A 25454-nucleotide genomic window follows, 5' to 3' on the forward strand; every position below is an offset into this window, starting at 1 on the left:
GCTAATCATTATAAATCTGATTATTAGTTAGGTGATATATATGGCGACATATCAATACATTTCAAAGCAGCCGGAAGACACAAAGGATTTTGCCAAGAGGCTGGCAGGTCTTCTTGAAGCGGGAGATGTCATTGCGCTTGAAGGGGATTTAGGTGCAGGAAAGACGACTTTTACAAAGGGCCTTGCTGAAGGATTGGGAATCACGAGGAATGTGAACAGTCCGACATTTACGATCATCAAGGAATACCAGGGACGGCTACCCCTCTATCATATGGATGTTTATCGAGTTGAAGATGCGTTTGAAGATCTTGGTTTTGAAGAATACTTTGAAGGTAATGGTGTGACGGTTGTGGAATGGGCTCATTTGATTGAAGCCCAGCTGCCTGAAGAGCTATTGCTTCTTCAATTATATCTTGATGAAAATGGTGCAAGAAGAATCGTTGCTGAGCCAAAGGGCAATCGATATGAAGAATTGTGTAAGGAGATTTTTTAAATGAAGGTATTATCGATTGATACGTCCAATTATGTCCTTGGGATTGGTTTGCTTGATGGTGAGACCGTTATGGGAGAATATATCTCCAATATAAAGAAGAATCATTCGGTTAGGGTCATGCCAGCGATCCAGACATTAATGGAAGAGTGTAATATTAAGCCGGCAGAATTAGCAAAGATTGTTGTTGCCGAGGGACCTGGTTCTTACACGGGTGTACGGATTGGAGTGACCATTGCTAAAACTATGGCCTGGAGCTTGAAGATCCCGTTATCCGGTGTCTCAAGCCTTGAAGTGGCAGCAGCATCCGCTGGCCGGTATTTTGACGGGTATGTTTCTCCTTTCTTTGATGCAAGGAGAGGACAGATATATACAGGGTTATATAAGTTTGAAAATCAAGTATTGCAGTCAGTGAAAAATGATCGGCTTGTCATGTCAGCAGATTGGGTAACACAATTGAATGAATTGGACAGCAGGATTTTGTTCTCGAGCAATGATTTGAAACTCCATGATGAGGTCATTAAAGAGGAGCTTGGTGATAAGGCAGTTTTTGCAGAGATTACGGAGTTGAACCCTAGACCGGCAGAGCTTGCCTTATTAGGACGGGATAAAGAGGCTGTTGACCTTCATACATTCGTTCCTAATTATATCCGCCTGGCGGAAGCAGAGGCGAATTGGCTGAAAACGCAAGAGACTAAAAATTAAGTGGGAAGAGAAGATGAATAAAACGATAACGTTCCGGCATATGACGGTTGATGATCTTGATGAAGTGATGGAGGTAGAGGTTAATTCCTTTACCATACCATGGAGCAGGGAAGCTTTTTTCAATGAGTTGACGAAAAATCAGTTTGCCCAGTATTTGATTGTGGAAGTGGATCAAAAGGTAGTTGGCTATTGTGGAGTGTGGATTATCATTGATGAAGCACACATCACAAATATAGCATTGCTCCCGGAATACAGGGGAATGAGGCTGGGCGAGGCTCTTATGGCTAAGGTAATGGAGCTTGCTCGCGAAATGGGTGCAGTGAGGATGACTCTCGAAGTCAGGGTCAGCAATGTTAGGGCTCAAAATCTGTATCGTAAGTTTGGTTTCGAAGAAGGGGCTATTAGGAAACAATATTATACAGACAATATGGAAGACGCTTTAGTAATGTGGGTGAATTTATAATGACAAAAGACCAATTGATAATGGGAATAGAGACGAGCTGTGATGAAACGGCTGTTGCGATTGTAAAAAATGGACGGGAAATTCTTGCGAATGTCGTCGCTTCTCAGATTGAGAGCCATAAGCGTTTTGGCGGCGTTGTACCTGAGATTGCTTCAAGGCATCATGTTGAACAGATCACTCTTGTTTTAGAGGAAGCATTAGCCCAGGCAAAGGTTGATGTAAAGGACCTGGATGCGATTGCAGTTACAGAAGGACCGGGCCTGGTAGGCGCTTTATTGATTGGCGTTAATGCTGCCAAAGCATTAGCGTTTGCAAATGGAATACCACTAGTTGGCGTCCATCATATTGCAGGCCATATCTATGCGAACCGACTTGTGACTGAAATGAACTTCCCACTGCTTTCACTGGTGGTATCCGGCGGCCATACTGAGCTCGTATATATGAAAGAACACGGTCATTTCGAGGTAATTGGCGAGACAAGAGATGATGCAGCAGGGGAAGCGTATGACAAGGTAGCAAGAACATTGCATCTTCCATATCCGGGCGGTCCGCATATAGACAGGCTTGCCCATGAAGGAAAGGCAACGATCGACCTGCCACGTGCATGGCTGGAGGAAGGTTCCTACGATTTCAGCTTCAGCGGTTTGAAGTCGGCTGTAATCAACGTGGTGCATAACGCACAGCAGCGAGGCGAGGAAATCGCGCCTGAAGACCTTGCAGCTAGCTTCCAGGAAAGTGTGATCGATGTACTTGTAACTAAAACACAAAGAGCTGTTAAGGAGTATGGAGTAAAACAGGTTCTTCTTGCTGGAGGAGTTGCAGCGAATAAGGGATTGAGAGAAAAACTATCCACAGAATTTACAGATTCGGATGTGGAAATTGTTATTCCTCCATTGCCTTTATGCACAGATAATGCTGCAATGATTGCTGCTGCTGGAAGTGTTATGTATGAAAAAGGCCAGCGAGCCGATTTAACTTTGAATGGAAATCCAGGTCTGGAGATAACTATCCACAACTAAAGTCGCAAGTGAATAATTGTTGTCAGACTCTTCTGTGGATATGTTGGTGTTTTTCAGCTGAATCTGTGTACAATGTGGATAAAATCATTAGTTTTTGTGGATAATGTGGAAAACTCTCTGGATAAGCTATAAATCAGTCTTTACTATGTGAATAACTATGTGAACAAAAAGTCCCGGTTTTTAAATCGGGGCTTTTTTGTGGTTTATTGGCGTTTTGTAATAGAAAATAGTCGAAAAAATGCTGTTTATGTCATATGAGAATTATCTAAGATGGAATGCTTAAGCGATCATCTTGGGTAGAGGAACCTTTTTATAGTACAAATCAGATAATATAGCGCAAATTAATTCTTTATAGCGAAAATCTCGATAATATAGCGAAAATCTCATTTTTTAATACGGATTGGAAATTCTCTCGGGTTTTTATCAATACCACAAAAACAAATACCGGACACATTCATGTCCGGTATTTCACTTATTAAGCCAGCTCTGTCCACTCTTCCATCAATTCATCGAGTATCTCTTTTGCGGCTTCTATTTTGCTATTGATTTCTCCAGCTTTTTCGTGATCCTGGAAGATTTCGGGGTCACAAAGCAATTCTTCATATTCTGCGACTTCCAACTCTAGCTGTTCAATTCTAGCTTCAACTTCTTCCATGCGGCGTTTGCGCTGGCGTTCGAGTTTTTTCGCTTCTTTGTCCTGCTGGTAGGAGGTCTTGTCCTGCTTTGAGTTGTCCACAGCACTTCCCGATGCTTTGGCGGCCTGTTCGGCCATGGCTCTCAGCTCTTCCTGCTCCAGCTTTTTCTCGACATAGTAATCGTAATCTCCGAGGTATTCGGTAGCACCGCCACGGTCCAGTTCAAGAACCTTTGTGGCTATCCTGTTGATAAAGTAACGGTCATGTGAGACGAACAGGATGGTGCCTGGATAATCGATCAGTGCATTTTCAAGAACTTCCTTGCTGTCCAAATCAAGATGGTTTGTTGGCTCGTCCAGAATTAAAAAGTTCGAGTTCTGCAGCATCAGCTTAGCCAGTGCTAAACGTGCTTTTTCGCCACCGCTCAGGGTGGAGACGATCTTCAGGACATCATCACCTGAAAATAGGAAGTTCCCCAGTACGGTGCGGATATCCTTTTCGGACTTCAATGGGTATTCATCCCAGAGTTCGTTCAAAACTTTTTTATTCGAGCTAAGTTCTGCCTGTTCCTGATCATAGTAGCCAATCGAGACATTGGAACCGTATTGGATATTACCGCTGATCGAAGGCAGTTTCTCCACGATTGTTTTTAATAAAGTTGATTTTCCAACGCCATTCGGCCCAACCAGTGCCGTGCTGTCTCCACGTGAAAGATTGAAAGTGATATTTTCAGATACGATGTCATTGTGGTAGCCGACAGAAAGAGCATCAACTTTCATGACATCATTGCCACTCTGTCGTTCGATTTGGAAACTGAACGAGGCAGATTTTTCATCACCCATAGGCCTGTCCATACGGTCGATTTTTTCAAGCTGCTTCCGACGGCTCTGGGCACGCTTGGTTGTGGATGCCCTGGCCAGGTTCCGCTGGATAAAATCCTGGAGCTTGGAAATCTCATCCTGCTGTTTCTCATACAGTTTCAGGTCGCGTTCGTAATTCGCAGCTTTCTGCTCTAAATACGAGCTGTAATTACCTGGAAACTTCGTCAGCTGATGGCGGGAAATTTCATAAACCTGGTTCACGACCTTATCAAGGAAGTAGCGGTCGTGGGATACAATCAGGATTGCCCCGTTATAGCCCTGCAAATACTGCTCAAGCCAGGATAGTGTATCAATGTCCAGGTGGTTGGTCGGTTCATCCAGAATCAAAATATCTGGTCTGGTCAATAATAGTTTCGCCAATGCGAGCCTGGTTTTTTGTCCTCCGCTTAAAGTGGAGATTTTTGTGGAATAATCAAAAGAATGGAAGTTCAGGCCGTGAAGGACGGAACGAATATCGGCTTCATATTGGTAGCCGCCTTTTTCCTTGAACTGAACCTGCAGCAAGTCATAATCCTTCAGTACCCTGTCGTATTCTGTCTGGTTGGAGAGAATGTCAGGATCCGACATCTTTTCTTCCAATCTGCGCAAGTCTTTTTCCATGCTGTGCAGATGGTCAAAAACGGCCAGCATTTCATCCCAGATGCTCTTTTCGGATTCCAGCCCGGTATTCTGGGCAAGATAGCCGATCATTGTCCCTTTAGGACGGATGATTTCACCGCCATCATGGGATTCATACCCGGCAATGATCTTCAGCAGGGTTGATTTTCCTGCTCCGTTCCTTCCAACTAGTGCAACACGGTCGTTGGTCTGTATTTCAAACTTTATATTCGATAAAATAAGATCAGCAGCAAAATATTTTGATAGCTGATTAACCTGTAATAAAATCATTATTTTTCACCTCTATTGCCTTAGAGATAGTGTAACTCAATAATATAGGGACGGCAATATGTGCGAACTGCTATAGGTTATATGGTATTGAAATTTCGCTTTGTATTGTGAACACTGAAACAAAGTTCACACACAAGTTTGACAAAATAGTGTATCATTTGATAGAAAGGAGCTTACATATGGCAGAGTTTACTCATTTTAACGAAGAGGGCAGAGCGAAGATGGTCGATGTCAGTGAAAAACCCGAGACGGTCCGTACTGCAGTGGCCCATTCAAGCATAACCGTGAATGAAGATATATATGTGAGAATCACTGAAAATAAAATGAAAAAAGGGGATGTACTGGCTGTCGCGCAGGTAGCAGGCATCATGGCGGCGAAAAAGACGTCTGAAATCATCCCGATGTGCCACCCGATTCCACTGACAGGGATTGACCTTTCATTCGATTGGGAGCAAAATGGAATTGAATATATTTTAAATATCGCCGCAGCTGTAAAAACAAAAGGAAATACAGGTGTGGAAATGGAAGCGTTAACAGCAGCTTCAGCATGTGCGCTGACTGTATATGATATGTGCAAGGCCGTTGATAAGGGCATGGTAATCGGCAAGACCTATCTGGTCGAAAAAACCGGCGGTAAAAACGGTGATTTCAAGAGAGAAGAAAAGTTGAGATAGAAATACGGACAGGGTGGAGGATGGAGAATGACGAATGATGCTATGAAGATTCCGCAGGCAACCGCAAAACGTTTGCCGCTGTATTACCGGTTCTTATTGAACTTGCATTCTTCAGGCAAGCAAAGGGTATCATCAGCGGAATTAAGTGAAGCGGTAAAAGTGGATTCAGCGACAATCCGCAGGGATTTTTCCTACTTTGGAGCTTTGGGTAAAAAGGGGTATGGTTACAATGTCAATTACCTGCTGACCTTTTTCCGAAAGACACTTGATCAGGATGAATTGACGAAGGTTGCCTTGATCGGAGTCGGTAATCTGGGAACAGCGTTTCTGAATTATAATTTTTCAAAGAACAATAATACAAAAATCGAAATTGCCTTTGACGTAGATCCAGGAAAAGTTGGCACGAAGATTGGTGACGTAGCAGTGTACCATATGGATGACCTCGACAAGGTTGTTGTAGAGGAAGGCATCCAGGTAGCAATCCTGACGGTTCCGTCTGCTGTCGCACAGCCGATAACAGACCGATTGGTACAGGCAAATATCAAGGGAATCCTGAACTTCACACCGGCAAGGCTGAATGTGCCGTCATCCATCAGGATCCATCATATTGATTTGGCGGTTGAATTGCAATCATTGATATATTTCTTAAAGCATTATCCGACAGATACTGAACCGACAGAATCGGTAGAATAAAAGGTAGCTCCTTCAGAGGAAGGAGCTACTTTTTCTGTACATTCTTCAATTTGAAATGGAATAGGATCATCCTGATGCCAGAGCCGAAGTCGAACGTAGCAAGAGCCACTAGCAAATAGCTGAAGAATCCCCACCCTGACTCGTTTACATTCTGGATGGCGAAATAGGTGAATAAGCTGCCTAACAAGATGTAGACAATGCCTGAAAATAAAGGCGATTGTTTCATAACTTAAAATCCCCCAATAAAACTTTGAATTTTCTCTGCTTCTTTTATCATTCTCTCAATGTCTTCCCTAAATACGGATTGAAGCAGGACAACCATTGTATTCATTGTAACATGGGCGATGATTGGCACGATGATCCGCTTTGTTTTTACATAAAGGAAAGCAAAGGTGAATCCCATTGCTGAGTATAGAATCACATGCTCGGGCTCCATATGCGCGAGTGCAAAAATGACAGAGCTGATCAGTCCAGCGAAAAAGAAGTTCATTTTTTTATGCAGGCTGCCGAAAATGATCTTACGGAAGACGATTTCCTCTAATATAGGTCCGATAATCGAACTGACCAAAATAACAACCGGGAACATTTCAATCAGCTTAATGATTTCCTGTGTATTCTCAGAGCCCATTTCGATGCCAAGCATATTTTCGATATTGGCGGCGATTGATTGGGCGATCAGAGCCAGGAATACGCCTGCAAATGCCCAGGCAGCTGAGCTTGCCGGTGAGGAAGCATCGCGTAAGTCAGCACTTGTCCTGCGCTCTTTCCTCAAAAGCACAAGCACGATGACTAGTGTCAGTGAAAAGCTGATCACAAGCCAGTATGGAATCGAGAGGGTTTCCATTTCCTCAAGGCTCTTGCCCATTGCAGCACCGGTGAAGGCAACAATCGGGATGCCGATCAGGCTTGAAAGCTGCATGACGATATAGGCGATAATGATGTACCAGTATTCCTTTTTCAATAGAAAAACTCCTTATCAATACAGATAATGTATGTCCTGAAATTTTACGTAATAATAAGCCGACCTGTAAAATAAAATACGAGGACAGCTTTGGTTTGGATAGACACTGTCTTTATTCTACTAATAAACGATTGAAAAGTTCAAATTGTAGGGTCAGGAGAAAAAACAGGTGGACGAGGTTTTAATCATATTGGAATAGCACATAATTTTTTTTGAAAAGGGTCGGAGGCAAAATGATCTATTTAGAAACGGCAAGGCTGATATTGCGTGACTGGTCAGCGGAAGATCTTGAGCACTTTGCAAAAATGAATGCGGATCAAGAGGTCATGAAGTATTTTGCCAATACTTTATCAGAAGAAGAAACGCATCAATTTTCTCATAACATCATCTCCGAGTTACAGACTTGCGGCTATGGGCTTTATGCTGTTGAAGTCATGGGGGCGAAAGAATTTATAGGGTTTATAGGATTTCACAGGGCAACATTCGAAGCGGATTTCACCCCGTGTATCGAAATTGGCTGGAGGCTTAAGAAAGAGGCTTGGGGACAAGGATATGCAACGGAAGGGGCCATGGCCTGTCTGGAGCATGGATTCGCTGACTTGGGCTTTAGCAAGGTCGTCAGTTTCACAGCTGAGATCAATAGACCTTCAATAAACGTCATGAAAAAAATCGGCATGAAGCCTGTTAAAACTTTTCAACATCCTAAAGTGGATGAAGGCAGTCCTTTGAAGAGGCATGTCCTGTTTCAAATAGAATGTTAAACCCGTCTGCCGAGAATCTTCACCATTCGACAAAGGCATGGGAATGATAAATTTTTGAGAAAAAATCTTGCTTCACGCTTGCAAAAAAAATAGAGATTCATTATTATATAAATTGTGTTAGCACTCTATCGAGGCGAGTGCTAATAAAAATAATTTACATACAATTTGAGGAGGTTGTTTCACTTGATCAAGCCACTAGGAGATCGCATTATTATCGAGCTTGTTGAGTCTGAAGAAAAAACTGCAAGCGGTATCGTCTTACCCGACACAGCGAAAGAAAAACCTCAAGAAGGTAAAGTCGTAGCTGTTGGAACTGGCCGTGTACTTGAAAACGGCGAGCGTGTTGCTCTTGAAGTTGAAGTCGGAAACCGCATTATCTTCTCAAAATACGCAGGCACAGAAGTGAAGTACCAGGGAACTGAGTACCTGATCCTACGTGAAAACGACATTCTAGCTGTGGTTGAATAGAAAAGCGGAAGCGCCTTGGTCAGGCCCGACAAGCGCTGGAGGGCCTGACAGTGAAGTCGTTCTTTGATTTCATTGGCAGGACCGAAGCGACTCGAGGGACTAGGCGCTGGAGCTAGACACTAATCAAAGTGTAGTGGGATAACATATAAATTAAAATTCTGAGGAGGTTTTTCTACAATGGCAAAAGAAATTAAGTTCAGTGAAGAAGCACGCCGCGCGATGCTTCGCGGGGTAGATTCTCTTGCAAATGCAGTAAAAGTAACTCTTGGACCAAAAGGACGCAACGTGGTTCTAGAGAAGAAATTCGGTTCACCTCTTATCACTAACGATGGTGTAACAATCGCAAAAGAAATCGAACTTGAAGATGCATTCGAAAACATGGGTGCTAAGCTTGTTGCTGAAGTAGCAAGCAAGACGAACGACGTTGCTGGTGACGGTACGACTACTGCAACAGTTCTTGCTCAAGCAATGATCCGTGAAGGTCTTAAGAACGTAACTGCCGGCGCTAACCCAATGGGCATCCGCAAAGGTATGGAAAAGGCTGTTATTACAGCTGTTGAAGAGCTTAAGGCTATCTCTAAGCCAATCGAAGGCAAAGCTTCTATCGCACAAGTTGCGGCAATCTCTTCTGCTGACGAAGAAGTCGGCCAATTGATTGCTGAAGCAATGGAGCGCGTGGGCAACGACGGCGTTATCACAATCGAAGAATCTAAAGGCTTCACTACAGAATTGGATGTTGTTGAAGGTATGCAGTTCGACCGTGGATATGCATCTCCTTACATGGTAACTGATTCTGATAAGATGGAAGCAGTTCTTGAAAATCCATATATCCTGATCACTGACAAGAAGATTGGCAGCATCCAGGAAATCCTTCCAGTCCTTGAGCAGGTTGTACAGCAAGGCAAGCCATTATTGCTTGTTGCTGAAGATGTTGAAGGTGAAGCACTTGCTACATTGGTAGTCAACAAGCTTCGCGGAACATTCAACGCAGTAGCTGTCAAGGCTCCTGGCTTCGGTGACCGCCGTAAGGCTATGCTTGAAGACATCGCTGCATTGACTGGCGGTGAAGTAATCACTGAAGAGCTTGGACGCGACCTTAAGTCTGCTACAATCACATCTCTTGGACGCGCTTCTAAAGTTGTGGTTACTAAAGAAAACACAACAATCGTTGAAGGTGCTGGAGACAGCGCTGCAATTGAAAGCCGCGTAAACCAGATTCGCGTTCAAATGGAGGAAACAACTTCTGAATTCGACCGTGAAAAGCTGCAAGAGCGTCTTGCTAAGCTAGCTGGCGGCGTTGCAGTCATCAAGGTTGGTGCTGCTACTGAAACTGAATTGAAAGAACGCAAGCTTCGCATTGAAGATGCCCTTAACTCAACTCGCGCTGCAGTTGAAGAAGGTATCGTATCAGGCGGTGGCGTAGCGCTTCTTAACGTATACAACAAAGTTGCTGGAATCCAAGCTGAAGGCGACGAAGCTACTGGCGTAAACATCGTCCTTCGCGCTATGGAAGAACCAGTTCGCCAAATCGCACACAACGCTGGCCTTGAAGGATCAGTTATCGTTGAGCGGCTGAAGCGCGAAGAAGTCGGCACAGGCTTCAACGCAGCAACTGGCGAGTGGGTAAACATGATCGAAGCTGGTATCGTTGACCCAACTAAGGTTACACGCTCTGCACTTCAAAACGCAGCATCCGTATCTGCAATGTTCCTGACTACTGAAGCAGTAGTTGCTGACATCCCAGAACCAGCTGGTGCTGGCATGCCTGACATGAGCGGCATGGGCGGCATGGGCGGAATGATGTAATCCACGCTTAACCCTTTTTCGATCAAAGGTGAAAGCAAAGGGAAGCTTCCCGTAAGTTACTTACGGGGAGCTTCTTTTTTGTTGTGCTTATTGCAACCATGGCATAGCTGACACTCCTCCCATTACAGATTATATTCAAAGAAGGATTAGGTGCCTGCCTAAGCAATCCCTAAAATTCGATTATGCTTGTATAAGCTGATAAATGTACCAACGTATAATTTTTCGAATATGGTATTGCATAAAACCAAATCAATAAAGGGAGCAGGTTATGCAAAATTATTATTATAATCCAAATGCCAGGAGTACAACTGTCGTAGCTTTTGCAAGGGGAGATGTGAATGGTGACAAGATCCCAGACAGAGTGTATGTTACTGGCACCAAAGAATCTGATGTTGCGATCATTAAAAACTTGACGCTTGTCATCCAGGACGGAGTGACAGGAATCCTCACACAGGTTCCTCTTAATGAAAATATGGGTTATAATCCGACTTTGTTTCTGGGTGATCTTACCGGAGATGGAGTAAGGGATATCTTGATTACGATACCAACAGGGGGAAGTGGGGGGACAACTTACAATTATGTTTATACATTCGTTCATAACAATCTGCGCTTGTTATTCGACTCGGATGTCTATAACCAGATGTACCAATATGAAGTTACCTATAAAAATGACTACAAGGTTGAAGTGTTCAGCAGCATAAATAATACCAAATATCTTATAGATTTGACCCTGAGAGAGCCAGAATATTTGAATGAGATATACGATACAAACGGGAAGCTTAAGTCAGCTGTCACCGGATGGGTGGATCCGATAAGCGGTTTATATCCAATCGACTTTGATTCAAACAAAATATATGAACTACTGGTCTATCAGAAAATTGCAGGAAGATACCACGCAGATTCATTGGGCTTTATACAGAATAGATTAAAATGGAATGGCTCCATGTTCGTATTTGATTTTCAGGATTTAGCTATTTTTGGTTTTCAAGCTGAATAAAACTGCGGTGGAACCAGTATCGGAGATTTTATTGGGGTAGCTTCTGAACCTTCTGTATATCGCTTGAAAAAGCCCAGTATCCACTTCAGTCAATGCTGGGCAATCTATTTTTCCAGAAAAATGCTTTCAAACCGATATGTCGAATATCGCCAATTCTGCTAGAATAAGAAATATAGACGATATGACTCTTGCAAATATTGTTGAAACTCGTCATATTGGAGATAGGAGGTGCGATATGCGACACGATATACAACCGAACGAACAGGCATTCTCAACAAAAGAAGTGGCAGAAGCTGTTGGGATTGCAACCCCTACAGTTCGAAAGTACGGCCAAATCCTGGAACGTAATGGGTATGAGTTTTTAAAGGATGGCGACCGGAGGATTTTTGTCCAATCCGATATTAATGCGCTTATAGCGCTGCGCGATACGGACAAGCCTTTGGACGATACAGCAAAAGATCTTGTTGCCGAGCAAAAGGAGAGGCTGGATGGGTCGGGCAGTACAGAGGTTGCAATCAACGATACATATAGGAATAACTTACCGCAGGACCCAGACCAATTAAAAGAGGCATTGCTTTTTGTGGTCAATGAACTGGCAGCCGCGCGTGAAATGAATATTCAGCTAAAAAACGATATGGCGCAGATGAAGACAAGTGTTGCCCAGCTTCAGCAGGATCATCATGTGATTAGTTCCAGTATCGGTAATTCAGCACAAAGAACAAATGCGAAAATTGAAAGATTACTTGAACAGCAAAATGCCCAATACGAAGACTTGCTGCAGCAAGAAAGAGAGAGAAGTGAACTCCTGCAAAAAGAGATTCAGAAAATGCGGGAAGAGCAAAAGAATGAGTGGAACTCCCAGAGTGATTTTAACAAACGTCTTGAAGAGGAAATCAAGAATAGAAAATGGGGATGGCTATCAGCGTTATTCCGGAAATAAGGTACATGCAAGACCTTGTATGCTATTAAAGCATTTAGAGTGATCTTGCTGGCCGGTATGAATATGAATACGAGCACTGCTAAGGGTGTTCGTGCCGCGTTTTAGAAGGTTTTATTGTATATCGCCTGACGATACACAATCCAAAATCCTTTCAAACTGCCTCCGGAGAGAAAAGTCAGGCACCACCCCACCTTCAAAATTCAACAATTTCCCGAGAAATATCTACAATTTATGATTTGGAAATTCGACAATATGATCTACTCTAAAAGAAGTCCATATTATCTATGAATACATAATAAAATCCCCTATGGAAGAGCGAACTCCTTAGGGGATTTTTATGTCACAATTATAAAAGCTTCTTCATGCGACCCACAAGTGGGATGACAATCAGACCAGCAATGACAACCTGCATGACGTTTCCTGGGATTGAGCCGAATGGCTGGATCCAGTTTCCGTATAGGACCACTTCGGTAAAATAGTAGCCGACGATTTTAATGACAAGTGCAGCGATAACAGCAAGAGAGTACACATACACTTTCTTGCCAGGCATTTTTTCAGCCATCAATCCAGCTACATAGCCCATCGCACCGACGATAACGAAAGTGAATGGCGCCCACAATGCCCATCCGGAGATGATGTCGAACAAGCCCATTCCGAAGGCTCCAGCTATCGCGCCTGTTTTCCTGCCGTAAACGAAAGCGGCAATAAATAAAGGGATGTTGCCCATATGGATCAGGCCTCCATTTCCCATAATTGGGAGCCTGATGTTGATGAACATGGTTGCTACAACGGTCAATGCAATAAAAAGAGCATTGATGACTAAAACTTTTGTTTTAGTTGTTTCTTTAGTTGTTGAGTATGCTGCATTCATTTGCTTACCTCTTTCTTTGTTCAGGACTCTTTTCGTATGCTTCGAAACAGCCTTTTTACTTACTATCATACTCCTTATTGGTAACTTAATAAATACATAATATCAGGTACCAGAACAGAATTTTGGGAATTTAGTGCCTCTTCAGACGGCATAATTGCGGGAATTTGGGTAAGATAACGCAATTTCCTCTCGGCATCGGAAATAGTCTCAATGCTATCCGGCGGGCTGAGTGCCAGGCAAACATCCATCATAGTCAGCCCATTTTCCTTGACCTTTGTATTTATCGTCATGTCATTCTCGATGTTAAAAAACTTTAGGTCAGAGGTCATTGGAAATAACCGAAAAAGGAAAAGGGGAAGTTGTTGAAGAAAGAAGATAAGCTTGATCCAAGTTCTGTCTTGAAAGTGCCGCGTTGAAATTACACTATATATTGCTAATCAGCCACACCGGTCTCTTCTCAGTTTACACAACTGGCGAGAGACCTTTTTATTGAGATTGTTTCGTAAACTCTTTTGCCTTTCCGCTTATAGAAAAAAGCTTCTTACTGGAATTTATTGCTCTTTCTTAAGTTCGAAGAGATACAGCAGCAAATTAGACAAGTCAATATTTAAACAGTTTATCTAATACTGCAATGGGTATCATCCATTTTATAATATATCAAAAATATTTTGGGATTATAGCTGTTGACAATAATCGTTTACGGTTGTAAACTATAAATACAAATCGATTACAATTGTAAACAAAAGAGGTGCTGGCCATGCTAAAGGAAGAAAAGTTAGAGATTACTGATTCTGAATGGGAAGTAATGAGGGTTGTTTGGACGCGCAAGAAGGCGACCAGCAAAGAGATCATCGATGTGCTTCAGGATAAGAAAGACTGGAAGCCTGCGACTACGAAAACCTTCATTGGCCGCCTTGTCAAAAAAGGTGCCCTGAACACAGAGGCGTCTGGAAAAAAATTTATATACACTGCGGCTGTCAGTGAGGGGGAAAGCCTTAAATCACTGAAGGCTGGATTATTCAATCACATCTGCAATACGGCGGTAGGAAAAACAATCGCCGACCTCATTGCAGAAGCGACACTGAGCCATGACGATATTGCGATGCTTGAGGAAGTTTTACAGTCAAAGAAAAAGAATGCAGTAGATTTGATTGTCTGCAATTGCGTTCCGGGTCAGTGCCATTGCAAAGAAAATCTTGATATGGATTGCCATTAAATTAAAGGAGTGTTTAAGAATGGAGAAGATTGTATTGAAGATAGATGGTATGACATGCGGACACTGTGTTGGAAAGGTTGAAAAGTCCTTGAAATCGCTCCCTGGCGTAGAAGTAGCCAAGGTGGATTTAAAGAAGGGTACAGCAAAAGTGAAATATGATAATTCGAAACAAACAATAGATAAGATGAATGAGGCGGTCCGTGAAGCTGGATATGAATCTAAATCCACATCCAAAAGGTGGCTGATATAGGATGACTGAAAAAACATTGACGATTGAAGGCATGACCTGTGCATCATGTGCGCAGTCTGTTGAAAAGGCTGCGAAAAAGCTGCCAGGCATGCAGGAAGCAAGTGTTAACCTGGCGACTGAAAAATTAAAGGTCAATTTTGATGAAAATGCGCTGACAATAAAAGACATCCAGGATGCTGTAGAGGGTGCGGGTTACAAGGCAATCACAGATGTTGTAAAAAAGACCTTCATCATTAATGGGATGACCTGTTCATCTTGCGTCCAGTCGGTTGAGAAAGCGACAAGGAAACTGGATGGAGTCATGGAATCAAATGTAAATATGGCAACAGAAAAAATGGTTATCCAATTCGATCCGGCCGCCGTTACGGTGGCTGACATCAAGAATGCAGTTGCTGATGCCGGCTATGAAGCACAGGAGGATATTGGCGCTGAGAATTCTGCTGATGCTGACAGAGAGAAAAAGGAATTGCATATCAAGGAAATGTGGAGACGCTTCTGGATATCCGGCGTGTTTACTATCCCATTGCTGCTTGTATCAATGGGCCATATGCTCGGATTGCCGCTTCCAGAGATGATTGACCCGATGCATAATCCGGCTGCATTTGCAATTGTCCAGCTAATCCTGACAATTCCAGTGATGTATCTAGGGAAGCCCTTTTTCACAGTTGGCTTCAAGACACTGATCAAGCGGCATCCTAACATGGATTCACTCGTTGCATTGGGTACTAGCGCGGCATTTCTCTATAGTCTGTTCGCGACAGTCATGATTGTCCTTGGCGATGTAAGCTACGCGAGCAACCTATACTATGAATCAGCGGCGGTTATTTTAACGTTAATTACGCTGGGTAAATACTTCGAAGCACTTTCAAAAGGTAAAACGTCTGAAGCAATCAAGAAGTTGATGGGTCTCGCACCGAAGACAGCTATTGTTTTAAAAGATGGAAAAGAAGTGGAAGTCTCTGTCGATGAAGTCCAGGTTGGCGATGTCGTTATCGTAAAACCAGGGGAAAAGATGCCTGTAGACGGGATCGTCGTCGAGGGATCGACTTCTGTAGATGAAGCGATGCTGACAGGAGAAAGCATTCCGGTCGAAAAAACAGTTGGCTCTAACATAATCGGTGCCAGCATCAATAAAACCGGGACAGTCCGTTATGAAGCAACAAAGGTCGGAAAGGATACAGCTCTTTCCCAAATCATAAAGCTGGTTGAAGATGCACAAGGATCAAAGGCGCCGATCGCGAAAATGGCGGATATCATATCGGGGATTTTTGTTCCAATCGTCATCGTACTTGCAATTCTTACGGGTCTTGCCTGGTACTTCGGAGGGCAGACAGGTCTCTTCGCATTTACGATCACGATTTCGATACTTGTCATTGCCTGCCCATGTGCGCTCGGTCTGGCGACCCCAACAGCTATTATGGTAGGTACGGGTAAAGGGGCCGAGAACGGCGTGCTGATAAAGAGCGGCGGGGCACTGGAAACTGCCCACAAGATTGATACCATAGTGTTTGATAAAACAGGTACGATCACTGAAGGAAAGCCTGTTGTGACTGATATTGTCACGGTTAATGGCATCGCAGAAGAGGAACTTCTCATCCTTGCAGCGTCCGCTGAAAAGGGTTCTGAACATCCGCTGGGCGAAGCAATCGTCAGGGATGCTCAGATGAAAGGTCTCAGCCTGGCAAAAACAGAAGGATTTAATGCAATTATCGGCCACGGAATCGAGGTAATGATTCAAGGTCAAAACTTGTTGCTTGGAAACCGCAAATTAATGGATGACCGTGAAATCGAACTCGCCGATTTGGCACAGACCTCTGACCAACTGGCTAACGAAGGCAAAACACCAATGTATATCGCAAGGGATGGTAAAATTGCCGGAATCATCGCAGTAGCTGATACGGTAAAAGAAACCAGTCTCAAGGCTGTTGAAAAGCTTCATAAAATGGGGATTGAAGTCGCAATGATTACCGGCGACAACAAACGCACAGCTGAAGCAATCGCCAGACAAGTCGGAATCGACCGCGTTTTGAGCGAAGTCCTGCCAGAAGACAAAGCAAATGAAGTCAAGAAGCTACAGGATGAGGGTCAGAAGGTTGCAATGGTCGGAGACGGCATCAATGACGCGCCTGCCCTTGCACAGGCTGACATTGGGATTGCCATTGGCTCCGGAACAGATGTCGCGATGGAGTCAGCCGATATCGTCCTGATGAGAAGCGATTTGATGGATGTACCGACTGCAATAGAATTAAGCAAAGCAACCATCCGTAACGTAAAACAAAACCTTTTCTGGGCATTTGCCTATAACGTCGTAGGGATTCCAATTGCAATGGGTATCCTTTACCTGTTCGGCGGACCATTGCTGAATCCAATGATTGCCGGAGCGGCCATGAGTCTAAGTTCGGTATCAGTATTGTTGAATGCATTAAGGTTAAAAGCTTTCAAGCCTTCAAGAGTATAACTGAAAAAAATGAGGACCTTTCCCTTGAGGATAGGTCCTTATTGTTGTCGGTGTTTATCCGGAAGGTCTAAATATTTTATTTTTCCATAGATAACATCTTGAAAGTTTATATTGTCCAAACCTAAGTATACGTGTTAATATCAGAATATTAAAAATAATACGAAAAACTACAAAATAAGGAGGATAGCCGGCTTATCATTCACCAAGACGATACATAGAGATTTTCGTGAATTTGGGGAGGATGAAGGATGAAGAAGAGTTTGGCAGTCATAGTAAGCGGTGCGATGCTCCTGCTTGCCGCGTGTGGCGGCGGCAGTAACCAGGCAAGCGGTGAAAAGAAAGAGAAAACAGTTACTATTGGGATCACCCAGATTGTTGAGCATCCTTCACTGGATGCTGCGAGGGAAGGATTTATTGAAGCATTGAAAGATGCAGGCTATGAAGAGGGCAAGAATTTGAAGATTGATTACCAGAATGCCCAGGGTGACATGAATAACAATGCTTCGATTGCGCAAAAGTTTGTGTCTGATAAGAATGATCTTATTTTAGCGATTGCGACAGCGAGTGCCCAGGCGGCTGTCCAGGCGACAAAGGATATTCCTGTTTTATTCACGGCAATCACCGATCCTGTCGGTGCTGAGCTGGTTCAATCCATGGAGAAGCCTGGCGGAAATGCTACGGGTACAACCGATACGCATCCTGACGCCATCAAAAATACAATCGCTGCCATCAAAACATTCATCCCTGGTGTGAAGAAGGTGGGGATCATTTATAACAATGGAGAACCGAACTCTGTCGTCAATGTGAAAAATGCAAAAGAGGCATTGGAAGCAGAGGGACTTGAGGCAGTTGAGACGACTATTTCGGCCAGTTCAGAGGTTAAGCAGGCAGCTGAATCCATGGTTGGCCGTGTAGATGCCCTCTATATTCCAAAAGATAACACGGTTGTCGCCGCTCTCGAATCAGTGATCACTGTAGCCAATGATAAAGACATTCCAATGTTCGTTGGTGAAGGCGACTCGGTAAAACGTGGGGCATTCGCTTCCTACGGACTGGATTATCATGACCTTGGCTACACCACTGGTAAAATGGCAGTGGAAATTCTCAAGGGTAAAAAGCCTGCTGACATTCCGGTCGGCTATCCGGAGAACCTGGAATTGGTGGTCAACAAAAAGGCTGCTGAAGAAGAAGGAATCACCCTCACAGAGGATATGCTGAAGGACGCCAAAATCGTTGGTGAATAATATGCGGAACCTGCCAGAGAATGGCGGGTTTCTTTTACATGATGACAGTTATTAATATTTTCCCAATCAAAATGAAACAAAGTACCCTTCTAATCAAACAGGCAATTTAATATTTTTTAATGATGCGTGAAAAAAGGAGGAGGGGTATGGTTTGAGAAGGAGCAAAAGGATTATGTCATTATTAATGGTTTTATTGCTGATGGTTCCTGTTGGGGCAAGAGCCGGTGATTTGGGAGATGGTTCCTCGGGAGTTCCGGGAACGTGGTATCTGGGAACTGACCCTTCATGGGTAGATCCGGCAAAGGCGCCGATCGTCTTCATTCATGGATACAACAGTTCAGCTTCAGTCTGGTGGGATGGCAATGATATGTATGAGACCGCCCGGGCGAATGGATATCAGACCGCATTCATTGATTTGTATCCGGAAAAGGATATGTGGGAAAACGGAGCAATGCTGGCTGGGAAGCTAAGGCAAATCTATGAGTATTTCGGTAACAAGAAGCTAGTGGTGGTTGGCCATAGTAAAGGCGGCGTGGATACACAAACTGCGCTCGTACACTATGGCGCACACCAGTATGTTTCCAATGTCATCACTCTTTCTTCACCACATCATGGCACCCAGCTGTCAGACCTGGCCCACAGCAGTTCTGCCTGGTGGCTTGCAGCATTGCTAGGAAACAATAATGATGCCACTCGCTCTCTGCAGACGGGGAATATGAGCTATTTCCGGAGTGTTACCGATACCCATGCAAACTCTGCAAAGAACCGCTACTACACACTAGGCGGTTATAAATGGGGCTCATTCGGCAGCGCTTTATACTGGGGAGGCCTATATTTAAGCAGTTACGGCTCTAATGACGGTGTCGTCACAGTCTCCAGCTCCCGCTTGCCAGGTGGAACAATCATCCGGGAAGGCGCCTGGAACCATACGACCATCCGCGAAGGCTCACATACTTTTTCGGTATTCAAGCCGTATACAATGTCAGAACAGACTGCTGGTTCGAATGCATTCTCGGCAGCGGGGGTAATGACAGAACAAGAGCCTGAGACAAACCAGATTGTCAAAGGCGGCAAAGCGGAAAAAGCCATCAAAGAAGGCTTCGTGATCGAGGACGGAGCAGAAAGCTTCCAGATGGCATTCCTCAGTGAAAAGAAACTGGGTTCGCTTAAACTGAAGGGGCCAGATGGCCAGGAGTACAAGGCAGCAAAAGTCGAACAGGATAATGGTGAATTCTTTAAAGGTGCCTGGGTCCATACCTTTAAGATCGATAAGCCAGAGGCAGGGAAATGGATGGTAACTGGCCCAGCCGCGGCATATATGCTGGTAGTCGGCATTGACAGTCCGCTTGATGCTGAATTGAAAAATGCCAAGAATCAAAAGGTGAAGGCTTCATATAAAACAAAGTGGATCAAATATGAACATGTTGGCAAAAAGAAGTTAAAAGAAGCCGGAAAAGGCTCGAAAGCTGGAAAGGTCCTCGATGGTGATTTCACCGAGCCTGGGGTTTACAACCTCACTACAGAAATCACAGGAGTGGACGCTAAAGGTAAGGCATTTGAACGGACCATCATCGAATCCATTTATGTTGATGAAAATGGAAAGACACAAAGATAAGTAAGAAGGTGGCGGCTGGTGAAAGCCAGCTGCTGCTTATCGTTTTAACAGTGACCAATACTACTTTTTAATAGCCTGTTCTGCCTATAATCAATCACTGGCTGTAAGACATATTTACTAATTTTTACATAAAAGATGGAGTGGCATGAACGCCGGCCGATATAAAAGGTAGGCAGAGTTTGTACACCAGGAGGAGAAAGTAATGCATGTTTTGGATTTGATTGCCAGGATCAACAATTGTGTCGAGGAACTCGATTTTGCTGCCGCAAGAATGTACATGGAAGCGAACATTGACATCCTGAATGAGAATCGCAGCCGTTTAAAATCAAATGCGAGAGAATTGCTTGAGTTTTTGACGAAGCGGATGGAGGCAGGACAACAGCCTCTGACCAGAAAAGACATGGCAGTCATCAATGCAGTGAACAACTATGCATCAAAGTTTGACTTAAGGAGCTTGAAAGTGGTGATCAAGGATCACACGCTTCTGTTTATGCGGCATGATATTGAAGCCTATTTGAATATGGATGCGAGAATCATCCTGGAAGGTATGGGAGCGATCCCGAAGGCTGCAAGTTAAATAGAGTAAAAGGTTCAAGTACTGACGGTTTCTCGATAAGAGACCGTTTTTTTATTTTTGGTGAAACATTCCTATCAAAACCCCCGTCTATTACTAAGCGGCAATATTTTCATCATACATATAACAGGAGTTTGAAAGAAAATAGCGAATATAGACTTATTGGAGTAAAAAAGCAATGGTTTTACGTAGATAAATAGATTTAAGGGGGAAATTTCCGATGAGGAATCAGATGAATCCAACAGTCGAAAGAATACTGGGGAATATTGATAAGGTTATGACGGGAAAGCGCAATGTGGCTGAGCTAAGCTTGATTGCGCTGCTTGCTGGAGGACATGTGCTCCTTGAGGACGTGCCGGGTGTCGGCAAGACGATGATGGTCCGCGCGCTGGCGAAATCCGTGAGTGCAAAATTCAGGAGGATTCAATTCACACCAGACCTGTTGCCATCTGATGTAACAGGGGTTTCGATTTACAACCCGAAAGAGATGGAGTTTGAATTCAGGCCAGGGCCAATCATGGGCAATATCATTCTGGCCGATGAAATCAACCGAACATCTCCAAAGACACAGTCGGCTTTGCTTGAAGGGATGGAAGAGCATAGTGTGACGGTGGACGGAGTGACGCATATACTTGGCAAGCCGTTTTTCGTTATGGCGACACAGAACCCGATTGATTATGAGGGTACATATCCACTGCCGGAAGCACAGCTTGACCGTTTCCTTTTAAAAATGAAGATGGGCTATCCTGCCCCGGATGAAGAAATGGAAGTTTTGAACCGGGCGCAGCGGAATCTCCCGATCGAAGATTTGCAGCCTGTTGTATCACTTGAAGATTTGCGCGACCTGCAGCAAAGCATCAAAGAAGTGGTAGTAGATGATACGATCAAGCGATACATTGTGGAGCTGGCCGGCCGGACGCGAGGCCATTCAAGTGTATACCTTGGTGTGAGCCCTCGTGGATCAATTGCTTTGATGAAAGCAGCCCAGGCTTATGCGTTTATTTATGGAAGGGATTATGTCATTCCTGATGATGTCCAGTACCTTGCTCCATATGTGTTCGCCCACAGGATCATTTTGAAATCGGAGGCCAGGTTCGAAGGGATTACCACCGAGAATGTCGTCAACAGGGTGTTGGCGAGAGTGCCTGTGCCGGTCCAAAGGCTCGTGAAGTAATATGAAGAAATATTTCCAAAAGTTCAAAGAGGTTTGGAAACTTATCGTTTTACTGTTATTGATTCTGATTACCTTTTCATATGCCATGTTCCAGGGAGGCTTTGTCAGCTGGTTCCTGTTTTACAGCTTCTTGCCATTCGCTCTTTACGCCCTGGGCCTTGCCTTGTATTCGATAAAGGACATCAAGGCAGAAAGGGTGTATACGAAGCAGGAGTATAACGCAGGGGAGAAGTTCAAAGCAAGTGTCGTGCTGGATAGGAAAGTGTCTTTCCCATTGTTTTACGCAATTGCCGAGGAAGAGGCAGGGGATACATTGACGGGGAACAGGGATATCGAAAAAGCGAAAACGATGCTGTTTCCAGGATTCAACCGGGCATTCGGCTTTGACTATTCCATAGAAAATCTTCCCCGTGGTGAACATACTTTGCTGGGCATCAAGTTTAAAACAGGAGATCCGCTCGGGTTGATTGAAAAGGAAAAGATCCTGCCGGCCGAAAGCAAGATACTCGTGTATCCTGCTTATCAGGATATGATTTATAGGCCAGCAGCACATCATTTCGACCAGGGAATGACCGCTTCGAAGGAACGTGTCCAGCGGGATACGTCAATGGCTATTGGTGTCCGTGAATACCAGCCGGGAGACCGTTTCTCATGGATCAACTGGAAGGCGACCGCTAGACGGAATGACATTATGACGAAGGAATTCGAACAGAGACAGTCACATGACGTGACCATATTGATGGATTGTGCCCCAGATCCGCGCTTCGAGGTTGTCGTTTCTTTCACCGCTTCCGTCCTCAGGGCGATCTTACGAAAAGGCGCCCAGGTGGGGTTATTGACATTGAGTTCTGAACGGAAGGCGTTCCCTGCTCGCGGCGGTGAAGCCCAGCAGCAACAGCTTCTTTACCATCTGGCTAAAATCAAGGATGAAAGTCCTGTCCCGTTTAACCGGGTTCTTGAAACAGAGAGCTTTTTAGCACAGCAGAACAATTCAATCATGCTGATCACCGCCCAGTTGACGAAAGAGCTGATCGAAAAGGCAGCCTTCTACAATCAGCGGAATGGTTCGGTGAGCATCTTCCTGATCAAAAATCGTCAGGAATCACCGACAAATACGGAGAAGAACTTAAGGGCGTCGGCAAATGCGAGGGGCATCCATCTTGTGATGGTGCATGAGGGACAGTTCTCGAAAGCCTTCTCGGAGGTGAATAGAGGTTGAGGATTGATAAAACCCAAAAAGACTTTGCTTTCTTTTTACTGTTTATTTTCAGCTTTTTGCTGTTATGGGAGTGGCTGCGGCCGTTGAAGGAACTGACAGATACTGGACACTTAAGCGTATTTCTCGGTTTCGTATTCATTTCCTTGATGATGTACTTTTTCAACATGCCCATTCTTCCATCTGCTTTCATTAAAATCATTATCATCCTGTATTCCGTTCATTTTATGTATTATGAAGGAACCTTTTTCAGTCTGGAATGGTTCGGCGAGCTGGTGAATGAGGTAATCGCTAATTCAGGGGTCATCATGAATGCCGAGTGGACCGAAATTTCCAATGCGTTCAGGACATTATTGTTCTTTATTCTGCTTTGGCTGATGGCGTACCTGATTCAATATTGGCTGATTAACAGAAAACAAATTTTCGTGTTTTTCTTCATGACGCTCGTTTATATTACGGTACTGGATACGTTCACTCCATATGAAGCAGATCTGGCAATCGTCCGGACGGTGATTGCGGGCTTTGCGGTAATGGGAATGCTGGCGTATTACCGTATTACCGACAAGGAAGTAGTGAATAAGAACCTGAAAAGCGCGAAAAAGTGGATGGTGCCGCTGGTCGCCATGATTGTGCTGAGCGTGGGGGTTGGTTACGCAGCTCCAAAGGCTGATCCGATTTGGCCCGATCCTGTACCGTTTATCACCTCCTATAATGAAGACTCAGGCGATGGCAGCGGCGGTGTGAAAAAAGTCGGCTATGGAACGGATGATTCCGCACTTGGAGGACCGTTCATCGGAGACGACCGGGTCGTGTTTACTGCTGAAGCCGATGGACGCCACTACTGGCGGATCGAGACCAAAGATGTCTATACAGGAAAAGGGTGGATAGCAGACACCGGGACAGCCGCGCCAGTTGAATTTTTACCTGAGCAGACCATCCCGATGGAGCCTTTCGAAGCAGAGGTCAAAACGGAACAGCGTACGAGCAGGGTGAACCCAAAGATTGGTTATCCGCACCTTGTCTATCCATTGGGGGTTAAACAAGTGGAGGCATCTGCAGGCCTTTCAACCCTCCAATTCAGCCTTGATCCGGCAACCGAAAAGATCATGACGATTGCTGATGGACAAGAGGGTTCCTTTGGGCCGTACTCACTGACTTTTGATCATCCGGTATACAGTGTGGAAAAGCTAAAAGGTGCTGGACCTGAAGAGCTGGTATCCGATGGAGCCTTCGTCTCGAAATACACTCAGATACCAGAAGGGCTACCGGATCGGGTAGTGGAGCTTGCTGAGGAAATCACAAAAGATAAAGAGACCTGGCTTGAAAAAGCACAGGCGATTGAAAAGTATTTCCGGTCGAACGAATTTGTCTATGATCAAACAAATGTTGCAGTCCCGGATGAGGATCAGGATTATGTCGACCAATTCCTTTTTGAAACAAAGCGCGGCTACTGCGACAACTTTTCTACATCAATGGTTGTGATGATGCGCTCCATTGGCATTCCAGCGCGATGGGTAAAGGGTTATACAGAAGGGGAATATATCGATACCTTGGAGAATGGCCGCCGTCTTTATGAGGTCACAAACAACAACGCCCACTCCTGGGTAGAGGGTTATTTCCCTGGTGTCGGCTGGGTGCCTTTTGAGCCGACGCAAGGTTTTACAAATAACGTCCAATTTGAATATGACAATAGCAATGACTCTCAAAGCCAGACAGAGCAGGAAAAGGAGGAAGATACAACTCCTGCTGCTCCGGTGAAGCCGGAACTGCCAGAAGAGCAGGGAGCGGTTGATAAGCCAGAGGTCACTTTTTCAGAAGGCCTGAAAAATGCAGGAGTGTTCCTGAAGGATAACCTGCAAAAGATTCTACTCACATTACTCGTACTGGCTGTGTTTGCTGGGATCATGTATAAAGTAAGAGGAAGATGGCTTCCTATCTTTTATATCCTTCTCTACAAGTATACGAAGCAAAATAAGTATATGGAGAAGGCCTATATTGCCCTATTGAAGCAGCTGGGAAGATACGGCATCAAGAGAGAGAACGGACAGACACTGCGCGATTATGCCAATTATGTGGATTCCTTCTTCTCGACGAACGAGATGCGCTGGCTCACAGAAAAGTATGAAGAGTACCTATACCGTGGCGATCAGGATGAAAACATCTGGCAGGATGCGAAAAAGTATTGGGAGTTCATGATTCGGAAAGTTAGTGCTTGACCGTTAAAATATTATACTGATACAATGTTTGCAACTATATAGAATCAACCTTCATATATCCTCGATAATATGGTTCGAAAGTATCTACCAAATCACCGGAAATGATTTGACTATGAAGGCAGGCTTCTTTTTTGTTCGTAACAGGCTGGAATCCTGCTTTCCTATTATTTTAGGTGGCAGGATTCTGGCTTTTTTTATTTGGCTCTGTTAAAGCCCAAAGTTGTCTTAAAGCTCTGTTG

General features: G+C 44.3%; 24 protein-coding genes and 1 riboswitch. Of the genes, 20 read left to right on the forward strand and 4 right to left on the reverse strand.

Going from position 1 to position 25454, the window contains the following annotated elements:
• Nucleotides 1-40: 40 nt before the first annotated feature.
• From tsaE to tsaD, 4 genes are read left to right on the forward strand one after another with little or no spacing between them, the layout of a single operon-like run.
• Complete coding sequence (gene tsaE, locus RH061_RS01485; RefSeq protein ID WP_311073416.1) at nucleotides 41-493, forward strand: tRNA (adenosine(37)-N6)-threonylcarbamoyltransferase complex ATPase subunit type 1 TsaE; 453 nt, start codon at nucleotides 41-43, stop codon at nucleotides 491-493.
• A complete protein-coding gene (gene tsaB, locus RH061_RS01490; protein ID WP_311073417.1) occupies nucleotides 494-1195 on the forward strand; it encodes a tRNA (adenosine(37)-N6)-threonylcarbamoyltransferase complex dimerization subunit type 1 TsaB in 702 nt (233 codons plus the stop codon).
• A 13-nt stretch (nucleotides 1196-1208) separates the two neighbouring features.
• Nucleotides 1209-1658, forward strand: a complete 450-nt coding sequence (gene rimI / locus RH061_RS01495) for a ribosomal protein S18-alanine N-acetyltransferase (protein ID WP_311073418.1) — start codon at nucleotides 1209-1211, stop codon at nucleotides 1656-1658.
• Nucleotides 1658-2677: a tRNA (adenosine(37)-N6)-threonylcarbamoyltransferase complex transferase subunit TsaD gene (tsaD, locus tag RH061_RS01500; RefSeq protein ID WP_311073419.1), complete on the forward strand. Its 1020-nt coding sequence runs from the start codon at nucleotides 1658-1660 to the stop codon at nucleotides 2675-2677. Before rimI ends, tsaD begins: the two co-directional genes overlap by 1 nt.
• Nucleotides 2678-3152: 475 nt before the next feature.
• Here tsaD and RH061_RS01505 read toward each other — a convergent pair whose 3' ends face one another.
• On the reverse strand, nucleotides 3153-5081 hold the full coding sequence (locus RH061_RS01505; protein WP_311073421.1) for an ABC-F family ATP-binding cassette domain-containing protein: 1929 nt from the start codon (nucleotides 5079-5081) through the stop codon (nucleotides 3153-3155).
• 179 nt (nucleotides 5082-5260) lie between these two features.
• Here RH061_RS01505 and moaC point away from each other — a divergent pair, with 179 nt between their 5' ends.
• Both moaC and RH061_RS01515 read left to right on the forward strand, forming a co-directional pair.
• Nucleotides 5261-5755 (forward strand): cyclic pyranopterin monophosphate synthase MoaC, encoded by a 495-nt coding sequence (gene moaC, locus RH061_RS01510; protein WP_311073422.1) that lies wholly within the window; start codon nucleotides 5261-5263, stop codon nucleotides 5753-5755.
• A 27-nt stretch (nucleotides 5756-5782) separates the two neighbouring features.
• Nucleotides 5783-6448, forward strand: coding sequence for a redox-sensing transcriptional repressor Rex (locus RH061_RS01515; RefSeq protein WP_311073423.1), 666 nt, complete (start codon nucleotides 5783-5785; stop codon nucleotides 6446-6448).
• A gap of 25 nt (nucleotides 6449-6473) precedes the next feature.
• Here the strand turns inward: RH061_RS01515 and RH061_RS01520 are convergent, their stop codons facing one another.
• On the reverse strand, nucleotides 6474-6674 hold the full coding sequence (locus RH061_RS01520; RefSeq protein WP_311073424.1) for a YdiK family protein: 201 nt from the start codon (nucleotides 6672-6674) through the stop codon (nucleotides 6474-6476).
• 3 nt (nucleotides 6675-6677) lie between these two features.
• Nucleotides 6678-7409 carry a CPBP family intramembrane glutamic endopeptidase gene (locus RH061_RS01525; protein ID WP_311073426.1) on the reverse strand — a complete coding sequence of 244 codons (732 nt, stop codon included), beginning with the start codon at nucleotides 7407-7409 and terminating at the stop codon, nucleotides 6678-6680.
• A gap of 233 nt (nucleotides 7410-7642) precedes the next feature.
• Here RH061_RS01525 and RH061_RS01530 point away from each other — a divergent pair, with 233 nt between their 5' ends.
• From RH061_RS01530 to RH061_RS01550, 5 genes are all read left to right on the forward strand, one after another.
• On the forward strand, nucleotides 7643-8170 hold the full coding sequence (locus RH061_RS01530) for a GNAT family N-acetyltransferase (protein ID WP_311073428.1): 528 nt from the start codon (nucleotides 7643-7645) through the stop codon (nucleotides 8168-8170).
• 183 nt (nucleotides 8171-8353) lie between these two features.
• Nucleotides 8354-8638 (forward strand): co-chaperone GroES, encoded by a 285-nt coding sequence (gene groES, locus RH061_RS01535; protein WP_041967795.1) that lies wholly within the window; start codon nucleotides 8354-8356, stop codon nucleotides 8636-8638.
• 177 nt (nucleotides 8639-8815) lie between these two features.
• Nucleotides 8816-10444, forward strand: coding sequence for a chaperonin GroEL (gene groL, locus RH061_RS01540; protein WP_311073429.1), 1629 nt, complete (start codon nucleotides 8816-8818; stop codon nucleotides 10442-10444).
• A gap of 268 nt (nucleotides 10445-10712) precedes the next feature.
• Complete coding sequence (locus RH061_RS01545; RefSeq protein WP_311073430.1) at nucleotides 10713-11441, forward strand: VCBS repeat-containing protein; 729 nt, start codon at nucleotides 10713-10715, stop codon at nucleotides 11439-11441.
• A gap of 235 nt (nucleotides 11442-11676) precedes the next feature.
• On the forward strand, nucleotides 11677-12381 hold the full coding sequence (locus RH061_RS01550) for a hypothetical protein (protein WP_311073432.1): 705 nt from the start codon (nucleotides 11677-11679) through the stop codon (nucleotides 12379-12381).
• A 346-nt stretch (nucleotides 12382-12727) separates the two neighbouring features.
• Here the strand turns inward: RH061_RS01550 and RH061_RS01555 are convergent, their stop codons facing one another.
• A complete protein-coding gene (locus RH061_RS01555) occupies nucleotides 12728-13252 on the reverse strand; it encodes an ECF transporter S component (protein ID WP_311076229.1) in 525 nt (174 codons plus the stop codon).
• Nucleotides 13253-14009: 757 nt separating this feature from the next.
• Between RH061_RS01555 and RH061_RS01560 the strand changes: the two genes are divergently transcribed.
• The 9 genes from RH061_RS01560 (at nucleotide 14010) to RH061_RS01600 (ending at nucleotide 25215) form a co-directional block, all read left to right on the forward strand.
• Complete coding sequence (locus RH061_RS01560) at nucleotides 14010-14468, forward strand: CopY/TcrY family copper transport repressor (RefSeq protein WP_311073434.1); 459 nt, start codon at nucleotides 14010-14012, stop codon at nucleotides 14466-14468.
• Between the two features lie 19 nt (nucleotides 14469-14487).
• On the forward strand, nucleotides 14488-14718 hold the full coding sequence (locus RH061_RS01565) for a heavy-metal-associated domain-containing protein (RefSeq protein WP_311073436.1): 231 nt from the start codon (nucleotides 14488-14490) through the stop codon (nucleotides 14716-14718).
• Nucleotide 14719: 1 nt separating this feature from the next.
• Nucleotides 14720-17176 carry a heavy metal translocating P-type ATPase gene (locus RH061_RS01570; RefSeq protein ID WP_311073437.1) on the forward strand — a complete coding sequence of 819 codons (2457 nt, stop codon included), beginning with the start codon at nucleotides 14720-14722 and terminating at the stop codon, nucleotides 17174-17176.
• A gap of 248 nt (nucleotides 17177-17424) precedes the next feature.
• Entirely contained in the window at nucleotides 17425-18420 is a 996-nt protein-coding gene (locus RH061_RS01575) for an ABC transporter substrate-binding protein (RefSeq protein WP_311073439.1), read from the forward strand.
• A gap of 172 nt (nucleotides 18421-18592) precedes the next feature.
• Nucleotides 18593-20035 carry an esterase/lipase family protein gene (locus tag RH061_RS01580; protein WP_311073440.1) on the forward strand — a complete coding sequence of 481 codons (1443 nt, stop codon included), beginning with the start codon at nucleotides 18593-18595 and terminating at the stop codon, nucleotides 20033-20035.
• Between the two features lie 202 nt (nucleotides 20036-20237).
• Nucleotides 20238-20612, forward strand: a complete 375-nt coding sequence (locus RH061_RS01585; RefSeq protein WP_311073442.1) for a hypothetical protein — start codon at nucleotides 20238-20240, stop codon at nucleotides 20610-20612.
• Nucleotides 20613-20829: 217 nt separating this feature from the next.
• Nucleotides 20830-21783 (forward strand): AAA family ATPase, encoded by a 954-nt coding sequence (locus RH061_RS01590; RefSeq protein ID WP_311073443.1) that lies wholly within the window; start codon nucleotides 20830-20832, stop codon nucleotides 21781-21783.
• A 1-nt stretch (nucleotide 21784) separates the two neighbouring features.
• Entirely contained in the window at nucleotides 21785-23002 is a 1218-nt protein-coding gene (locus RH061_RS01595) for a DUF58 domain-containing protein (protein WP_311073444.1), read from the forward strand.
• Nucleotides 22999-25215: a transglutaminase TgpA family protein gene (locus RH061_RS01600; RefSeq protein ID WP_311073445.1), complete on the forward strand. Its 2217-nt coding sequence runs from the start codon at nucleotides 22999-23001 to the stop codon at nucleotides 25213-25215. Before RH061_RS01595 ends, RH061_RS01600 begins: the two co-directional genes overlap by 4 nt.
• Nucleotides 25216-25246: 31 nt before the next feature.
• Nucleotides 25247-25348, forward strand: a riboswitch (purine riboswitch).
• Nucleotides 25349-25454: the final 106 nt, after the last annotated feature.

The organism is Mesobacillus jeotgali (genome assembly GCF_031759225.1).
GTDB lineage: Bacteria > Bacillota > Bacilli > Bacillales > Cytobacillaceae > Mesobacillus > Mesobacillus jeotgali_B.